Raw genomic sequence first — 16,865 nt, 5'->3', positions numbered from 1 at the left:
CGGGTAATGCGAGCGTTTTCGCTGTTTGCCTTCTGAAAAATACGACAGTCCGGTCCCGAGATCGCCGGCCGAAGAAGCGCGCGATCCGGGCCGACTGCCGGCATCCGGCTCTCACCGGGGCGGGGATTTTTGCTAACCTCCTTCTCCTTGCGCATCGAAGACCGCCGCGCCCAGCGCGGCGCCGCCGGCCCGGCCGGATAACAGGAACGAGGAGTAGCGGAATGAACTGGGAAAACAAGGTAGTCGTCGTGACGGGGGCCTGCGGCAACCTGGGGCAGGCGGTCGCCGCCCTGTTCAGGCAGGCCGGCGCGAGCCTGGTGCTGCTGGACCTCGACCGCCAGCGGCTGGAAGCCCAATACGGCAGCGAGGACGACCGGCAGACCTTTGCCGCGGCCGACCTGCTGGACCGCGCCGAAGTGGCGGCGGCGTTCAAGGCGGCGACGGACCGCTTCGGCCGCATCGACGTGCTGTGCAATCTCGCCGGCGGATTCCGGATGGGGCCGCCGGTGCATGAAACGACGGACCAGGACTGGAATTTCCTGTTCGACCTGAATGCCCGCAGCGTGCTGCACGCGGTGCATGCGGTCGTGCCGCAGATGATCGCAGCCGGACGCGGCGCGATCGTCAATGTCGCCGCCAGCGCGGCCTTGAAGGGCGCGGCCGGAATGGGCGCCTACTGCGCTTCCAAGGACGTGGTGATCCGGATCACCGAGGCGATGTCGGCCGAACTGAGGGACAAGGGCATCAACGTGAACTGCGTGCTGCCGAGCATTATCGACACGCCCGAGAACCGGGCGGCGATGCCGGCCTCGGACCCGTCGCGCTGGGTCGCGCCCGAAGCGCTGGCGAAGGTGATTGCGTTCCTGGCGTCCGACGACGCGGCAGCGATCCACGGCGCCGCGATCCCGGTCACCGGCTTGAGCTGAGAGGCCCCGCCTGCGCCCGGGCGGCGCGGCGTGTCGCCGTCATGCGGCGGCTTCGACCAGTCCGACCGGGTGCCAGCAGGCCAGCCGCGCCGCGCCGTCCGCGGCCATCGGCGGCTGTTCGCTGCGGCAGCGGCTGCCGGCATTGCGGCAGCGCGGGGCGAAGCTGCAGCCGGGCGGCAGGCAGGACAGGTCGGGCGGCGAGCCGGGCACCGCGGCCAGCGGCTTGCCGCGGTCGGCCGCGCCGACGGTGGCCGCCAGCAGGCCGGCGGTATAAGGATGGCGCGGACGGTGCACGATGTCGGCCACCGAGCCTTCCTCCACGATGCGCCCGCCGTACATCACCGCGACCCGGTCGGCCACTTCCACCGCCGCGCCGATGTCATGCGTGACGAAGATCAGCGCCATGCCGGTCTCGCGCTGCAGCTCGCGCAGCAGCAGCAGGATCTGGATCTGCACGGTGGCGTCGAGCGCGGTGGTCGGCTCGTCCGCCAGCAGCAGCCGCGGCTTGCAGGCCAGCGCCAGCGCAATCATCGCGCGCTGCCGCATGCCGCCGGACAGCTCGTGCGGATAGGCGTCGAAGCGGCGCCGGGCCTGCGGGATCTGCACTCGCTCCAGCATGCGCAGCGCCTCGGCCTGCGCGGCGCGGCGGTCGCTGCGCTCGTGGACGCGGATGCATTCGGTGATCTGCTGGCCTATCGTATAGACCGGGTCGAATGCCAGGCCCGGCTCCTGGAACACCATCGACGCGACCTTGCCGCGGTAGGCGTCCAGCGCCCGGCCCCTGAGCGACAGCACTTCCTGCCCGGCGACGCGGATGCTGCCGCCGATCCGGGTGGTGCGTTCCGGATGCAGCCGCAGCAGCGTGCGCAGCGTCACGCTCTTGCCGGAACCAGACTCGCCCAGAAGGCCCAGCACCTGGCCCGGCATCAGGTCGAGGTCGATGTCGTTGAGCGCGCTGGCATGCCGCGCGCCATGGAAGGCGACGCGCAGGCCGCGGATCGACAGCAGGGGTTCGCTCATGCCGCCACCCTGGCGATTGCCTGGGTATGGCCCGACAGCGGGTCGTTCATGTGGCAGGCGACCTGGTGCGCATCGCCTGCGGCGGCCTGCATCATCGTTGGCAAGATGGTTGGCAGCAGCGCCGGCTCCCTGCCGGCGCAGACGGCTTCCGCCGACGGGCAGCGCTCGCGGAAGCGGCAGCCGGGCGGCGGGTTGATCGGGTTGGGCGGGTCGCCGGACAGCGGCGACTTCTCGGTGCGGCGCGCCGGGTCCATCGACGGCACGGCGGACAGCAGCGCGCGGGTATAGGGATGCGCGGCCTGGCCGTAGATCCGCTCGACCGGCCCGATCTCGACCACCTTGCCGAGGTACATCACCATCACGTCGTCGCTCAGGTAATGGACCACGTGCAGGTCGTGGGAAATGAACAGGTAGGTCAGCGCGCGCTCGGCCTTGAGTTCCTGCAGCAGGTTCAGCACCTGCGCCTGCACCGACTTGTCGAGCGCGGCGACGGCTTCGTCCAGGATCAGCAGGCGCGGCTCGAAGGCCAGCGCGCGGGCGATATTGACGCGCTGGCGCTGGCCGCCCGACAGCTCATGCGGATAACGGCTGGCGAACTGGCCCGGCTCCAGGCCGACCCGCGCCAGCAGCGCGCGGGCGCGCGCGTCGGCGTCGGCCACGCCATGCGCCCGCGGCCCGAACGCAATCGTGTCGACGATGCTCAGGCGCGGGTTCAGCGACGCGAACGAGTCCTGGAACACCATCTGCAGTTCGCGGCGGAAGGCCTTGAGCGCCAGGCCGCCGAACTCGCCGACGCCGTCGCCATCGAAGATCATCGCGCCGCTGTCCGGCTCGACCAGCCTGGCGATGAGCCGCGCGGTGGTCGACTTGCCGCAGCCGGACTCGCCGACGATGCCCAGCGTCTTGCCCTTGGCGACCGAGAAGCTGACGCCGTCGACCGCATGGACGAATTTCTTTTCGCACTCGAACGGATGGCCGCGCACTGGAAAGCGTTTTTTCAGGTCGCGCACGGTCAGCAGCGGCTGGGCCGGGCCGCCGCGGTCCGCGGCTTGCGCGGCGGGCAGGGATGTCGTCGTCATTTGCGGATGTCCATCGCCGAACGCAGTCCGTCGGCAAGCAGGTTGAAGGCGATCGAGGTCACGAAGATCAGCAGGCCGGGCAGGGCCGCGACCAGCGGGTTGCTGTAGATGGCCGACCGCAGCGTGTTGAGCATCAGCCCCCATTCCGGCTCCGGCGGCTTGACGCCCAGGCCGAGGAAGGACAGGCCGGACCCGAGGATCATGCTGACGCTCAGCAGCCCGGTCGCGTAGACGAAGACCGGGCCGAGCACATTGCCCAGCACATGCACGCGGATGATGGCGAATGCGCTGGCGCCGCTCATTCGGGCCGCCTCGATATAGTCCAGCTTGCGCACCTGGGTGGTGACGCTCTCGGCGACCCGCACCACCTGCGGCACGAACACCAGGGTCAGCGCGATCAGGCTGTTGCTCATGCCGGGGCCGAGCGCGCCGGCGACGGCCACGGCCAGCAGCACCGATGGGAAGGCATAGAACACGTCGAGCGTGCGCATCACCAGCATGTTGATGCGGCCGCCGACATAGCCGGCGGCGACGCCGACCGTGGTGCCGACCACGAACGCGGCCAGCACCGGCACGATGCCCATCAGCAGCGACAGCCGGCCGCCGTACATCAGCCGCGTCAGCATGTCGCGGCCAAGCTCGTCGGCGCCCAGCAGGTAGCCCGGGCTGCCGACATGCAGCAGCCGGCGCAGCATGCTGGCCTTGTACGGGTCGGCCGGGGCCAGCCAGGGCGCGAAGACCGCCGCGCCGATGATGATCAGGAGGACGACGGCGCTCGCCAGCGCGACCGGTTCGCGCCCCAGCTGGCGCAGCACCGCGCCCCAGTAGCCGCGGCCGGGTTGGGACCGCGGTTGGGCGGGCAGCGTCATTTCAAGGCTTGCTGACATGGGATGGCTCTCTTCAATTCCGCCCGATGCGCGGGTCGAGGAAGGGTTGCAGGATGTCGACGGCCAGGTTCAACGTGACGAAGAACATGCAGAGCACGAGTATCGTGCCCTGCAGCAGCGGGATGTCGCGCTGGAAGATCGCGGTGTTGAGCAGGAAGCCGGTGCCGGGCCAGGCGAACACGGTTTCGACCAGGATGGAGCCGCCCATCAGGTAACCGATCTGGAGGCCGGCCACCGCCAGCACCGTCGGCGCCACGTTGCGGGCCACGTGCATGAAGATGCGGCGTCCGCCGAGGCCGCGCGCCCGCAGCGACACCACGAACTCCTGCTGCAGCATGTCGGCCACCAGCGCCCGCACCGTGCGGGTGATGATGCCCATCGGTATCACCGCCAGCGTCAGCGCCGGCAGCACCAGGTGGCGCAGGTGCGCGATGTCCCAGGCCCAGCCGGACGAGTCGCCGGGACCCGCGCCCATCGCCGGCAGCCACGCGAGCCAGGTCGAAAAGATGATCGTCAGCACCAGGCCCAGCCAGTAATGCGGCACGCTCACGCCGACCACCGACAGCATGGTGGCGATGCGGTCTATCCACCCGCCGTGCCGGTAGCCCGCCAGCGCGCCCAGCACGCAGCCGGTCAGCACGCCGAGCAGTCCGGCGGCCCCGGCCAGCAGCAGCGTGTTGCCCACCGCCTTGGTCACCTCGGCCCGGACCTCGCGGCCCGAGGCGATCGACACGCCGAGGTCGCCCTGCACCGCGCGCAGCAGCCACAGGCCGTATTGCACCGGCACCGGCTTGTCCAGGCCGTACGCGCTCTTCAGCGCGGTGATCACTTCCATCGGCGCATCGGCCGGGGCGATCGCATTGAGCGGATCGCCCGGCGCCAGGTAGACCAGCATGAAGGACACCAGCGTCACGCCGAGCGCGATCGGCACCGCGTACAGGCAGCGCCTCAGGATATACAGGAACATCGTGATTTCTCCTGGCCGGGCGCCTGACTGCGGCGCCCGGCCTTGGGCTTACATCCGGATCGTGGTCAGGTCCTGGAACCAGTGCTGCGCCTGGACGAATTCCTTGACCTTGGGCGAGATCACATGCGGGTTCACGTCATGCACGACCCACAGCATCAGCGCATCGTCGACCATCGCCTGGTGCACCGAGGCCAGCAGCCCGTCCTGCGTCTTGCTGTCGAAGCTGGTGCGGATCTTTTCCAGCGCCGCGTCCACCTTCGGGTTCGCATAGCCACCCCAGTTGACGCCGTTCGGCGCGACGTAGCGGCTGTCGGCGAAGCGGGTCAGCGCATAGAACGGGTCGGCGGTCACGTAGCCGAGGTTGATCGCGCTGATGCCCTTGCCGGCGTTCATGTCCGACTTCGCGCCGCTGCGCCAGTGCAGGTACAGGTTTTCCAGTTCGACCACCTCGAACTCGAGCTGGATGCCGATCTCGGCCAGGCTCTGCTGGATGAACTCGTTCATCGGCAGCGACAGCATCTGGCCGGTGCCGCCCTGCGCGATGATGACCTTGGCCTTGAGCGGCTTGTTCGGGCCGTAGCCGGCCTGCGTCATCAGCGCCTTGGCCGCGGCCAGGTCGTATTTCAGGTCGAAGGTGGGCTTGCCGAACCAGGGGCTGGTCGCGTCGAGCTGGCCCTTGGCCGGCGTCGCCAGGCCGTTCAGCAGCTTGACGATGGCTTCGCGGTCCACCGCGAGGTTGGCTGCCTTCCGGACCCGGATATCGGCCCACGGCGAACCCGGCTGCGTGCTGAAGTGATAGGGCCAGACATGCGGCGTCACGTTCTTCACCAGCTTGAAGCCCGAGCTCTGCAGCTGCGGCAGCACGTCGGGCGGCGGCGTCTCGATGATGTCGACCTGGCCGTTGAGCAGCGCATTGGCGCGGGTCAGCGCGTCCGGTATCGGCAGCAGCACCACGCGGTCGGTCTTGGCCAGCCGGTTCTTGTCCCAGTAGCCGGCATTCTTCACCAGCTCGGCGCGCTCGCGCGGCACCAGCTTGTCGAGCCTGAACGGACCGGTGCCCGACGGCTGGCTGGCAACCTTGTTCCAGTCGCGGCCCAGCTTTTCCCACTGCGCCGGGCTGGAGATCAGGAACCACGGAAGCTGGTAGGGGAACAGCGCATCGATGTCCTTGGTCGTGATCTCGACCGTGCTGTCGTCGACCTTGCGGTAGCTGGCGATCGACGGGATGCGCGAACGTACCTGCGCGCTCTGCTTGGCGTCGAACTGCGGCGCCTTGTCGTTCAGCACCTTGTCCAGGTTCCAGACCACCGCATCGGCGCTGAGGTCCGAGCCGTCATGGAACTTCACGCCCTTGCGCAGCGTGAACAGCCATTTCTTGTTGTCCTTCGCGTCCGGCTTCCACTCGGTGGCCAGGCCGGGCACCAGCTTGCCGGGACGGCTGCCGATATTCGCTTCCCAGGCGATCAGCGGGTCATAGATGGTATGCCCGGTGAACTGGTAGGCGCCGGCGCCGCGGTCCGGCTGGCCGGTGGTCAGCGGGATGTCCGCCATCGAGATGCCGTAACGGGCGACCGTTTCGGCCTGCGCTGCAGCCTGCAGTGAAAGCGCAAAAGGGATTGCCATCAGGCCGCGTAGCAGCGCGGTGGACGTGAGGTGCATGTATATCTCCGAGTAAGGAAAACCGCAGTCACCTCAGCACGGATCGTGCCATCCGGAATTGTTGGATGGCGCTTTTTTGCAAGTGATTGTTTACAAATGGTTTTTAATGGCAATGGCCGGATGCCGTTCGCTGCATGGAGTCCGGCCGCATGCCGCGACGGACGGCGCGCGATGTTTGACGCACCGTCGTGGAGCGCCTTCCAGCCCGAGGGCCTGAAGGAACAGGGTCGTATGGGCGCTGCATTTATCCCGGCCCCGGCAAATGGCCGTTGATACCAAAAATACCACCCGCGATCGGGCGGCGATTCCTGTTGGTTTCCAGCCATTGATTGTGAGCAATCGTCCTGCGAATTGGGAGTCCCTCCGGGAAATAAGTTTCGCGGAATCTAGTATCTTTGGAAACAAATATGAACTGCGTAAATAATCGGATAACCGGATGCGCAATACCAGCCTACGTACGCTGCAATCATTTTTCGCCACCGCGCTTGCGCTTTCCATCACCGTCGCCCTCGGCGCCGTCGTTGAGCGGACGGCGACGCGGGAACTCCAGCAACGGATCGGCGAGCATCTGGCGCAGGCGTCCGCCGAGCTGGCCGGCATGCTGGACCGGGCCATGTACGAGCGCTACCAGGACATCGCGCTGTACGCGGCATCGCTCAGCGCGTTCGACCTGACCGGGCAGCCGGCCGCGGTCCGGTCGCGGCTCGACGAGTTGTTGGCGGCCCGGGAAGGATTTGCCTGGATAGGCTATGCCGACCCGGCGGGCAGGGTGCTGGCGGCGACCGGCGGCATCCTCGAACAGCAGGACGTGTCGCAGCGCCCCTGGTTCAGCGCCGCGTCGAAGGCGGCCTTCGTCGGCGACCTGCATCGCGCGGTCATGCTGGAGCAGAAACTCAATGCGGGCAATGCGGAACCCCTGCGCTTCCTGGATATCGCGACGCCGGTGCGCGACCGTGACGGCAACTTCACCGGCGTGCTCGGCACGCACATCGACTGGCGCTGGATCACGCAGCTGGCAAGGCGCATGGTGTCCGCGCAGGCCTACGAGGCGGTGATCGTCGGCGCCGAAGACATCGCGCTGATGGGGCCGCCCGGCGTGCAGGATGCGACGCTGCCGCTCGAAAGCGTGCGCCGCGCGCGGCTCGGCGAATCCGGCTACCTGACCGAGCGCTGGCCGGACGGCCGCCATTACCTGACCGGCTATGGCCGCAGCAGCGGCTATCAAAGCTATCCCGGCCTGGCCTGGGTCGTCCTCGAACGGCAGGAAGTCGACGCCGCCTTCGCGCCGGTGACCAGCCTGCGGCGCCAGGTCTTCCTGTCCGGGGCGCTGATCGCGGGCCTGTTCATGCTGATCGGCTGGTTCGTCGCCAACCGGATTTCCCGCCCGCTCAATGCGATTACCCGAACGGCCGAGCTGATCGGCAAGGGCGAGCGTGGCCTGCGCATCCCGCTGGACCAGGGTTACCGCGAAGTCATGGTGCTGAGCCGCACGCTGGCCGGGCTGATCCACAACCTGGGCGAGCGCGAAGCGCAGCTCGAGCACCAGGCAACCCACCATGCGCTGACCGGGCTGCCCAACCGCGCGCTGGTCAGGGCGATGCTCGGCCAGCTGGCTTCGCGCTCCGGCGCGGACAGCCGCCAGCTTGCCATCCTGACCATCGACCTCGACCGCTTCAAGGTCATCAACGAGACCCTAGGCTATGCGGCAGGCGACGCAGTGCTGCGGACCATGGCGACGCGGCTAGCGTCATGCGTCGGCACGCATGGCATGCTGGGACACCTGGCCAAGGACGAATTCGTGATCGTCCTGGAAAACCAGGACCAGAAGCTGTTCCAGACCGAGACCCTGGCGGCCCAGGCCGGGCAGGCGATTGCCGAGCCGGTCGAGATCGAGAACACGCGGCTCGTGGTCACCAGCAGCATCGGCATTTCGTTTTCCCCCAGGGACGGCCGCGACGCCGACACACTGCTGGGACACAGCATGTTCGCCATGCACCAGGCCAAGGCGAAGGGCGGCAACCGGATCGAGTTCTTCCATACCGGCGCCAATGCGGCCGCGGCGGAGCGTGTCATGCTGGAGCGCGAGCTGCAGCAGGCCTGCGCGCTGCGGCAGTTCGAGCTGGTCTACCAGCCGCAGGTTGCGCTTGCCGGCGGCGCGGTAGTGGGGCTCGAAGCGCTGCTGCGCTGGCGCCATCCCAGCCGCGGGCTGGTGTCGCCGGGCCTGTTCCTTCCGGCCGCCGAGGCGAGCGGGCTGATGGGCCAGATAGGCGACTGGGTGCTGATGGAAGCCTGCAGCCAGGCCCGCCGCTGGCGGGACCAGGGACTGCCGCGGCTGCGCGTCAGCATCAATGTGTCGGCGCAGCAGTTCGACAGCGGCAACCTGGTCCACCTGGTGTCCGAAGCGCTGGCGCGCAATGCGCTGGAGCCGGACAGCATCAAGCTGGAGATCACCGAGAGCACGCTGATGACCGACGTCGAGGCCGGCATCCAGACCATGGAAGAGCTGCGGCGCCTCGGCGTGCACATTTCCATCGACGACTTCGGCACCGGCTATTCCAGCCTGAGCTACCTGAAGCAGTTCCCAATCAACGACCTGAAGATCGACCAGTCATTCACGCGCGACCTGGAAACCGACGCCGAGGACCGGGCCATCGTCCGCGGCGTCATTGCGCTGGGACACAGCCTGCACCTGAACGTGATCGCCGAAGGCGTGGAAACGGAGCAGCAGGTCGCCTTCCTGGCCCGCGCCGGTTGCGACGAGATGCAGGGCTACCTGGTGAGCCGCCCATTCGCGCCCGACCATCTGCCGGCATTCCTGCGGACGCGGCGGGGGAGCAGGGCGCCGGAGACATTCTGACCGGCTCTGCAGATTCTCCGTGCAACTGGGCGCACCGGAATGCGTCGGACGCCAGTTGAATTGCGGATTCCGTGCTCAACAGCCCGCATTTCGGGGCGCTGGCTCGAACTGGAAACCATGGCGCCGGATCAACAGCGAATCCTGGTCGGCCACCCGCTGCTTCAACCCGTCGGAATAATACGTGGCGTAGTGCGCATGCTCGCTCCTGTTTTCCGGGCGGTGCTCCATCGCGTACTGTTCCATCTCCGACGTGATCGGGACCGACGCCCTGCGTAGGAATTCGAGCAGCCCCGTACGCAGCCGTGTGGTCGGCACGACATAGACATCGTCTTCGCCCATCATTCGCCTGAATAAGAAAGTGTAGAAGCCTAGGCCGCTCCCGGAAATATCGGCAAGCTCGTCCCGCAGCAGGTCCATGCCGCGAAAGCCGGATTGCTGCGTCGGGGTATCCGGGCCACGTTGGCCATATCTTGTCGGCATGCGGGCCAAGGCGCCCTGCAGCAACGTGTCCGAAATGGACAAATCCAGGAAGCGATTGATCGTGGCGGCAAAGTCGAGTGCGCCATCGTCGGACAGATAGGAAAACAGCGCGTCCACGCCGTTCAGGGGATCGACATCGCCGGCGTCAGCACTGGCGCCTTCCCGGGTGGCGGCCGCCGGCATCGCGGCGCGGGCGCGGCGCAGCACCGTCTGCTGGAACACGTAATATGACACATAGAACTCCCACGGATTGCGGACCGTTCCAAGCACCGGCAAATGCCGGTACTGCGCAGGCAGCAGGCCGATCGGGTAGTGGTATCCAATTTCCTTCGCTGACGGGAAAAACGTTTTGATGAACATGTTGATAAATGTGCCTCCGCATTTGTGCATGTGGACAAATACGAACTTGTCGGTCACGAGCATGTGTGGTCCTCAAGCCGGTCGCGCGCTCGCGCCGCGGGAAGCGTTTGCGGGGAGGCAGCCTTCGCAGGCAAGCGACCTGTCGAGGGCGTCCTTGACTGCGCGTATCGCGTCGGAGATAGGCAATGCCTTGATCGCTTCGCTCCAGGGCTCGACCGCGACAGGCCCTGCGTAGTCTTTCTCCCGCAGCACCTGCATGAAGCCGGCGACGTCGGTGACGCCCGTTTCCAGCGGCAGGGTACGCCGGAATTCCGGCATCGAGAACAGGTCGTAGCCCGTCAGCGCATCGTTGAGTTCCACGTACAGGAAGTAGTCCGGATCGAGGTGTCGCAGGTCCAGCAGGCTGGCGCCACTGTACTGCCAGTGATGGATGTCGAGCTTGAATCCAGCATGTCCATGCAGATTTGACGCTGCGATCAGGCATCGCACGCCGTCCATCGTATGGATGAAGTCATGGCGCGCATGCCTGCGCGTTTCCGTCGGACCGATAAATTCCAGCGCGAGCCGCAGGTCGTAGCATTCGAGTATCGGCTTCAGCATCGAAAGCCGTTTTGCGAGCAACTGAAAATGCTTGTCGAATCCGATGCAGTTGGAATAGGGAGGCAGGTAGGCATTCACCACGCCGCAGCCGAGCAGGCTGGCCCATTGCGCCTGTTGGGCGAAGTCGAGCAGCCCAGCCTTGAAAGCCGCGTCGCCATGCTCGCTGTAGAGCGGAACCGGCAGCCCGAACGCCGCCAGCCGCAAGCCATGATCGCGGAGAATGGACCGCCTGGTCGACGTCGACATGTGGCTGTCGGCACGGAAGTCGACATTCACCGCATCGAAACCGTGCGTTGCCGCAAGCTCGCACATCCGGGAAAAGTCATTGACCACGTGCCCGATGTGCCCGCAATGCGTCAGGTCGTCTGTCACATTCAATACCGTGTACATGGCTATGCTCCGCTGAAGATGCCCGCCTTAAGCGTAAGCGCCGCCGACATGCGATTATGCGCAGGCCCGGCTACGCTCGGAGGCGATATAGTCATCGAGCACGCTGCGCACGATGTTCAGGTCGACGCCGATCAGGTAATCGCCTTCGGGATTGAAACATGCGCCCACTTTTTCCAGCAGCACGAAGCGGATCTGCTTCCCGGTTTTCTTGTTGTCGGAGACCATTGCATCGATCAATCCGTCCGTGGTGACGCTTGCCGGAAATTCCGTCGTCACGCCCAGCTTTTCAGTAATCATGTGGTGATGCAGCGCCACGGTGTCATCCGAAATCAGGCCCAGCCTTCGACTAAGCCGCGCGGCGATACACATGCCGAAGGACACCGCCTCTCCATGTATCAGCGAGACGCCATGCTTTTTCGCCAACCACTCGATGCCATGGCCGAAGGTATGCCCATATTCCAGCACAATGCCAAATTCTCTTTCAGAAGGGTCGGCCTTCAGGATTTCGAGCTTGGACCGGATGATGTTCAGCACCAGTTCATGCAGTTCGCCGGCGCTGTAGGTTAGCTCCGGCTTCAGCTTGCCTGCAAGGTAATCGAGGAATGTCGGGTTGAAGATAAAGCCGTTCTTGATCCCCTCGACGAGGCCGCTGCGCTTCAGGCGGGCCGGCTCGCTCAGCAGGTATTTCGTATCCACCCAGATCATCAGCGGCGCATGATAAATGCCGAAGTGGTTCTTGCCCTGCCTGCTGTTGATTGCCTGCTTGTTGCTCAGGCATGAGTCGGTCTGTCCCGTCATGGTCGTCGGCACCTCGATGTGGCGGATTCCCCGGTACAGCATGCCGGCCGCCAGCCCGACCAGGTTGCAGGCGGCGCCTCCGCCCATGGCCAGCACGACCGAGCGTTTGGATGCGCCTGCGGCAATCAATTGCTCCAGCAGCGCTTCCAGCATCCAGAAGGTCTTGCAGGCTTCGCCTTGCGGCAGAACATCCAGTCTCACCTTGTCGCCAAACGCGGCGACGCAGACCGCGTGCAACTCCGCGCCATGGTGCTGCATGATGCCCTGGTCGATGTAGATGAACAGGTGATCGAAGGCATGCAGGCCCAACGCCGCTGGAAGGGAGGCGAGGATGTCGTGGCCTATCAGCAGCGGCGACGGCACCTTTAATTCGGTGCTGAGCGTCGTTACAACCCCAGGCCGAAGCTCAGAGCAGTGGGCGTGCAAGCGCATGCAAATCTCCCGGGAAGAGCATTAAGGGTAAAGAGGAATGCGTGTTTTTTTGCTGGCTGGAATAGTACTGACGTCCGCTAATCGACCTTACAGTTGTTAATAATTCTTTTAAAAAACTAACTTTTTAAAATTTCGGGAATTTTGGAAGCCGAACCGTAACTTACGCTGTTTACTTTCTGCGCCGAGTCCAATGGGCCGGCGCCGCAGCGAAATCAGTTCCACATAAAATCAACGACTTATCCTGACCCCGGTGTTCGTCCAGGCTAAATGATCATGGGCCGCAATTCCACATTGGCCTCGATCCGTCCGCCTCAGAAAGCGCGGCGCGGCGGCGTTGAAATGCCAAACCGTCAGGTTTTGCGTTACCCGGCAGGTCCTTATGGCGGCGTTGCCAGGGCAAATCCTGGTTGAACCGGCCTCGCGATTCGACGGTTTTGCACTCGTAAAGCAATCGTTTCATTCAAGGAGACAGCCATTGCTACTAATCGCTGGATTCGCTACCGGGATACTGATAGGCCTGACCGGCGTGGGCGCCGGTTCGCTGATGACGCCGCTGCTGATGCTGGTTTTCGGCGTCGCGCCCGCCACGGTCATAAGCACGGATCTATGCTTTGCGGCGCTGACGAAAATCGGCGCGATGCGCCTGCACCACCATGCCGGTCTAATCGAATGGCAGGTCCTGAAACGGCTATGGTGGGGGAGCATACCCGCCACCCTGCTCGCGCTCCTCAGCCTCGGCATGGGTCAGCATCGCTTCCAGGAAAACACCCTGAAGGCGGCAGTCGCCGCCGCTTTGCTCCTGACCACCGTGGGCATCGTGTTTCAGTCGCGGCTGCATCGTTTCATGTCGGACCGCATAGGCGGCGATATTGAGCGTTTCCTGCGTACGCAGGCATTCCTCACGGTGCTGCTCGGCGCCGCGCTGGGGCTGATGGTGACCTATACATCCATCGGCGCCGGCGCGGTCGGCGCGGTCGTGCTCGCCTGCCTTTATCCATTCAGGCTGACGCCGGCACGCCTGATCGCAACCGACATTGCCCATGCCATCCCGCTGACCGCGCTCGCAGGCGCCGGACATGTCCTGGTCGGGCACGTCGACTTCGTGCTGCTGGGCTGGCTGCTGTGCGGTTCGCTGCCGGGCGTGCTGATCGGCGCCGGCCTGTCGTCGCGCCTGCCGCAATACATCCTGCGCGTCGCACTGGCCACCGTGCTCGCCATCATCGCGCTGAGACTGCTTTACAGCCTGGGTCAGGGATGAAAATGTCGTCGCCAGCCACAGCGCTGATTGCCATGGAGGGCAAGCCGATGTCAGACAAGCATCTGGATGCGCTGGAGGCGCAGAGCATCGATATCCTGCGCGAGGCTTATGCCGAGGCGGAAAAACCGGTCATGCTGTACTCGATCGGCAAGGACAGCTCGGTCATGCTCCATCTCGCGATCAAGGCCTTCTATCCTGCTCCCTTGCCATTTCCGCTTCTGCATGTCGACACCGGATGGAAGTTCCGGGAAATGATCGCCTTTCGCGACGCCATCGCAGCCGCGCATCGGCTGCGCATGATCGTGTATTCGAATGCCGATGGCGTCGCAAGAGGGATCAATCCATTCACGCACGGTTCCAGCGTGCACACTGCCGTCATGAAGACGGAGGCGCTGAGGCAGGCGCTGGCGCTTTACAGATTCGACCTTGCTTTTGGCGGCGCGCGGCGCGATGAAGAAAAGTCGCGGGCCAAGGAACGGATTTTCTCGTTCCGCAATGCCGAGCATCGCTGGGACCCGAAGCAGCAGAGGCCAGAGTTATGGAATCTCTATAACGCCCGCAAGCACCGGGGTGAAAGCATCCGCGTCTTCCCGCTGTCGAACTGGACCGAGCTGGACATCTGGCATTACATCGGGGCGGAACGCATACCGACCGTGCCCCTGTATTTTTCAGCGCCGAGGCCGGTCGTGGAGCGTGACGGACAGCTTATCGTTGTCGACGATGAGCGCATGCCGCTGCGCCTCCACGAAGCGCCGCAGATGAAAAACGTGCGCTTCAGGACGCTGGGCTGCTATCCGCTGACCGGGGCCGTCCTGTCCGATGCAGCCACGCTGCCGGATGTCATTCATGAAATGCGCCTGGCCAGGACGTCCGAGCGGGGAGGGCGGCTCATCGACAGCGATGCGGCGGCGTCGATGGAACGGAAAAAACAGGAGGGCTATTTCTGATGAACAAGCGGATGGACGCGGTGCAGGGCGCCGCAGAAGCGCCGGAAGCGTCGGCCCATGGCGGCGGGCTGCTGCGTTTCATCACCTGCGGCAGCGTGGACGATGGCAAGAGCACCTTGCTCGGACGCCTGCTGTACGACGCATCGACATTGAAGGAGGACCAGCTCGCCGTCCTGGCGGCTGACTCGAGCCGCATCGGCACGCAGGGAAGCAGGCTGGACTTCGCGCTGCTGGTGGATGGGCTTGCGGCGGAACGGGAGCAGGGCATCACGATCGATGTCGCCTACCGATTCTTTGCCACGAAGCGCCGGACATTCATTGCGGCCGACACGCCGGGGCACGAGCAGTACACACGCAACATGATCACCGGGGCATCCACTGCGGACGCCGCCGTCGTACTGATCGACGCCACCAAGGGCATGCTGAAGCAGACGCGCCGCCATAGCTTCCTGGTGTCGCTGGTCGGCATCAGGAACATCGTTTTGGCGGTCAACAAGATGGACCTCGCCGGCTACAGTCATGAACTGTTCAGGGATATCGCCAGCCAATACGCCGGTTTCGCGGCCCATCTCGGGTTCGACAGCCTGGCAGCCATACCCCTTAGCGCGCTCGACGGCGACAATGTCCATACCCGCTCGGCTAGCATGCACTGGTATCAGGGGCCGACGCTGCTCGATTGGCTGGAGACCGTCCCGGTCCACGACGAAAGGTTGCGCATGCTGCCGCTGCGCTTTCCCGTGCAGTGGGTCAACCGGCCGTCGCCCGACTTCCGCGGCTTCGCCGGCACCGTGGCGTCCGGCTGCATGCGCCCGGGCGACCGGGTGCGCATACAGCCATCCGGCGCCGAGACGTTCATCAAACGCATCGTCAGAAAAGGCGGCGACATGCCCGCCGCATTCGCGGGCGACGCAGTGACGGTCGTATTGGGCGACGAGGTCGACGTTTCCCGCGGCGATTTCTTGAGTGCGCTGGACGCACCGGCGACGGTCGCCGACCAGTTCGAAGCCAGGGTCGTGTGGATGAGCGACGATCCCCTGTATCCGTCGCGGCCGTACTGGCTGAAGTCCGGGCGTCGCACGGTCAATGCCAGGGTTACGCGCATTAAGCACCGCATCGACATCAACACCATGGCCAGCGTCCCGGCTACCCGGCTGGAACTCAATGCGGTCGGCCTGTGCAATATCGGCACCGACCAGCCGCTGAGCTTCGACCCCTACGAAGAAAACGCGGCGACCGGCTGCTTTATCCTGATCGATCGCCTGACCAATGCTACGGTCGGGGCAGGCATGATCAGCTTCGGCCTGGGACGCGCCCAGCACGTACATCCCCAGCGCTTTACGGTCGACAAGGCCGCGAGGGCGGCCCTCAATGCGCAGAAGCCGTGCCTGCTCTGGTTCACGGGATTGTCCGGTTCGGGCAAATCGACGATCGCCAACCTGCTTGAGCAACGGCTGCACCATGAAGGCTATCGGACATACCTGCTCGACGGCGACAACCTGCGCGGAGGCCTCAATCGCGACCTCGGATTCACCGAGGCGGATCGCATCGAGAATGTCCGGCGGGTGGCGGAAGTAGGGCGGATGATGGTCGATGCCGGGCTGATCGTCATAACGACCCTAATCTCGCCGTTCCGCGCCGACCGCGACGCGGCGCGCGGCCGTTTCAGCCCGGGCGAATTCTACGAGGTCTACATCGACACCCCGCTGGAGGTCTGCGAGGCGCGCGACCCCAAGGGCCTCTACAAGAAAGCCAGGGCTGGTCAAATCCGGAATTTCACCGGGCTGGACTCGCCCTATGTGGCTCCCGAGTCACCGGACATACGCGTCGGCATGCAGGATGCATCGGTCGAGGACGCAGTGGAACGTCTGTACGCATTTGTCGTCGGACGGCAGACCGCCAGTGACAATGCCGCCGCCAAGTAAGGAGCGCAGGCGTTGCGTTCCTGACGGCGCCCGGCTGATTTGCCCGGTTGCCGTCCGATTGCTTGACTTGATTTTTTATTTTACATAACGAACATTATGGACAATTTGGCTATTACGGCAAAGTAGTAGTGTCCGCTTTTAGCAAAGTTGAAATGTCCGGTTTTCCCTGAGGCAGCGCATTCTTGCTTCTCACAGGGAGATCGCGATGAACAAAGCTGGGAGTATCACGATGACGATGCGCGCGCTGGATCAGCTTAAAGTAATTCAACAAGTAGTTGATGGT

The 16,865-nt window shown here is 64.8% G+C and carries 13 protein-coding genes; 5 read left to right on the top strand and 8 right to left on the bottom strand.

Going from position 1 to position 16,865, the window contains the following annotated elements:
• The first annotated feature begins 221 nt into the window (after positions 1-221).
• Complete coding sequence (locus QOL82_RS12050; protein WP_283442517.1) at positions 222-926, top strand: SDR family NAD(P)-dependent oxidoreductase; 705 nt, start codon at positions 222-224, stop codon at positions 924-926.
• Between the two features lie 39 nt (positions 927-965).
• On the opposite strand, the gene QOL82_RS12045 is transcribed toward QOL82_RS12050, so the two are convergent.
• The 5 genes from QOL82_RS12045 to QOL82_RS12025 are packed head-to-tail and all read right to left on the bottom strand — an operon-like array spanning position 966 to position 6,538.
• A complete protein-coding gene (locus QOL82_RS12045; RefSeq protein ID WP_283442516.1) occupies positions 966-1,946 on the bottom strand; it encodes an ABC transporter ATP-binding protein in 981 nt (326 codons plus the stop codon).
• Positions 1,943-3,025 (bottom strand): ABC transporter ATP-binding protein, encoded by a 1,083-nt coding sequence (locus tag QOL82_RS12040; protein ID WP_283442515.1) that lies wholly within the window; start codon positions 3,023-3,025, stop codon positions 1,943-1,945. The genes QOL82_RS12045 and QOL82_RS12040 overlap by 4 nt, the downstream gene beginning before the upstream one ends.
• A complete protein-coding gene (locus QOL82_RS12035; protein ID WP_283442514.1) occupies positions 3,022-3,912 on the bottom strand; it encodes an ABC transporter permease in 891 nt (296 codons plus the stop codon). Before QOL82_RS12035 ends, QOL82_RS12040 begins: the two co-directional genes overlap by 4 nt.
• Before the next feature lie 13 nt (positions 3,913-3,925).
• Positions 3,926-4,879, bottom strand: coding sequence for an ABC transporter permease (locus tag QOL82_RS12030; RefSeq protein WP_283442513.1), 954 nt, complete (start codon positions 4,877-4,879; stop codon positions 3,926-3,928).
• Between the two features lie 48 nt (positions 4,880-4,927).
• Positions 4,928-6,538, bottom strand: coding sequence for an ABC transporter substrate-binding protein (locus QOL82_RS12025; RefSeq protein ID WP_283442512.1), 1,611 nt, complete (start codon positions 6,536-6,538; stop codon positions 4,928-4,930).
• A 436-nt stretch (positions 6,539-6,974) separates the two neighbouring features.
• Here QOL82_RS12025 and QOL82_RS12020 point away from each other — a divergent pair, with 436 nt between their 5' ends.
• Positions 6,975-9,395, top strand: a complete 2,421-nt coding sequence (locus QOL82_RS12020) for a bifunctional diguanylate cyclase/phosphodiesterase (RefSeq protein ID WP_283442511.1) — start codon at positions 6,975-6,977, stop codon at positions 9,393-9,395.
• Positions 9,396-9,470: 75 nt separating this feature from the next.
• Here QOL82_RS12020 and QOL82_RS12015 read toward each other — a convergent pair whose 3' ends face one another.
• The 3 genes from QOL82_RS12015 to QOL82_RS12005 are packed head-to-tail and all read right to left on the bottom strand — an operon-like array spanning position 9,471 to position 12,386.
• Positions 9,471-10,298 carry a hypothetical protein gene (locus QOL82_RS12015; RefSeq protein WP_283442510.1) on the bottom strand — a complete coding sequence of 276 codons (828 nt, stop codon included), beginning with the start codon at positions 10,296-10,298 and terminating at the stop codon, positions 9,471-9,473.
• 9 nt (positions 10,299-10,307) lie between these two features.
• Positions 10,308-11,225, bottom strand: coding sequence for a sugar phosphate isomerase/epimerase family protein (locus QOL82_RS12010; RefSeq protein WP_283442509.1), 918 nt, complete (start codon positions 11,223-11,225; stop codon positions 10,308-10,310).
• Positions 11,226-11,279: 54 nt separating this feature from the next.
• Complete coding sequence (locus QOL82_RS12005; RefSeq protein ID WP_283442508.1) at positions 11,280-12,386, bottom strand: 2-deoxy-scyllo-inosose synthase; 1,107 nt, start codon at positions 12,384-12,386, stop codon at positions 11,280-11,282.
• A 544-nt stretch (positions 12,387-12,930) separates the two neighbouring features.
• Between QOL82_RS12005 and QOL82_RS12000 the strand changes: the two genes are divergently transcribed.
• The 3 genes from QOL82_RS12000 to cysN are packed head-to-tail and all read left to right on the top strand — an operon-like array spanning position 12,931 to position 16,582.
• A complete protein-coding gene (locus QOL82_RS12000) occupies positions 12,931-13,713 on the top strand; it encodes a sulfite exporter TauE/SafE family protein (protein WP_283442507.1) in 783 nt (260 codons plus the stop codon).
• A 47-nt stretch (positions 13,714-13,760) separates the two neighbouring features.
• Complete coding sequence (gene cysD, locus QOL82_RS11995) at positions 13,761-14,660, top strand: sulfate adenylyltransferase subunit CysD (protein ID WP_283442506.1); 900 nt, start codon at positions 13,761-13,763, stop codon at positions 14,658-14,660.
• 11 nt (positions 14,661-14,671) lie between these two features.
• Positions 14,672-16,582: a sulfate adenylyltransferase subunit CysN gene (gene cysN, locus QOL82_RS11990; protein WP_283442674.1), complete on the top strand. Its 1,911-nt coding sequence runs from the start codon at positions 14,672-14,674 to the stop codon at positions 16,580-16,582.
• The last annotated feature ends 283 nt before the right edge of the window (positions 16,583-16,865 follow it).

The sequence above is a fragment of the Noviherbaspirillum suwonense genome (genome assembly GCF_900182955.1).
GTDB lineage: Bacteria > Pseudomonadota > Gammaproteobacteria > Burkholderiales > Burkholderiaceae_D > Noviherbaspirillum_A > Noviherbaspirillum_A suwonense.
The sequence above is the reverse complement of the archived record's forward strand: the minus strand, read 5'-3'. Positions and strand labels throughout refer to the sequence as shown.

Excerpts from the sequence above, each read along its gene's own strand:
- cysN (WP_283442674.1), top strand. The coding sequence starts at position 14,672 with ATGGACGCGGTGCAGGGCGCCGCAGAAGCGCCGGAAGCGTCGGCCCAT.
- QOL82_RS12045 (WP_283442516.1), bottom strand. The coding sequence starts at position 1,946 with ATGAGCGAACCCCTGCTGTCGATCCGCGGCCTGCGCGTCGCCTTCCAT.
- QOL82_RS12020 (WP_283442511.1), top strand. The coding sequence starts at position 6,975 with ATGCGCAATACCAGCCTACGTACGCTGCAATCATTTTTCGCCACCGCG.
- QOL82_RS12035 (WP_283442514.1), bottom strand. The coding sequence starts at position 3,912 with ATGTCAGCAAGCCTTGAAATGACGCTGCCCGCCCAACCGCGGTCCCAA.
- cysD (WP_283442506.1), top strand. The coding sequence starts at position 13,761 with ATGTCAGACAAGCATCTGGATGCGCTGGAGGCGCAGAGCATCGATATC.
- QOL82_RS12010 (WP_283442509.1), bottom strand. The coding sequence starts at position 11,225 with ATGTACACGGTATTGAATGTGACAGACGACCTGACGCATTGCGGGCAC.
- QOL82_RS12050 (WP_283442517.1), top strand. The coding sequence starts at position 222 with ATGAACTGGGAAAACAAGGTAGTCGTCGTGACGGGGGCCTGCGGCAAC.
- QOL82_RS12030 (WP_283442513.1), bottom strand. The coding sequence starts at position 4,879 with ATGTTCCTGTATATCCTGAGGCGCTGCCTGTACGCGGTGCCGATCGCG.
- QOL82_RS12025 (WP_283442512.1), bottom strand. The coding sequence starts at position 6,538 with ATGCACCTCACGTCCACCGCGCTGCTACGCGGCCTGATGGCAATCCCT.
- QOL82_RS12015 (WP_283442510.1), bottom strand. The coding sequence starts at position 10,298 with ATGCTCGTGACCGACAAGTTCGTATTTGTCCACATGCACAAATGCGGA.
- QOL82_RS12040 (WP_283442515.1), bottom strand. The coding sequence starts at position 3,025 with ATGACGACGACATCCCTGCCCGCCGCGCAAGCCGCGGACCGCGGCGGC.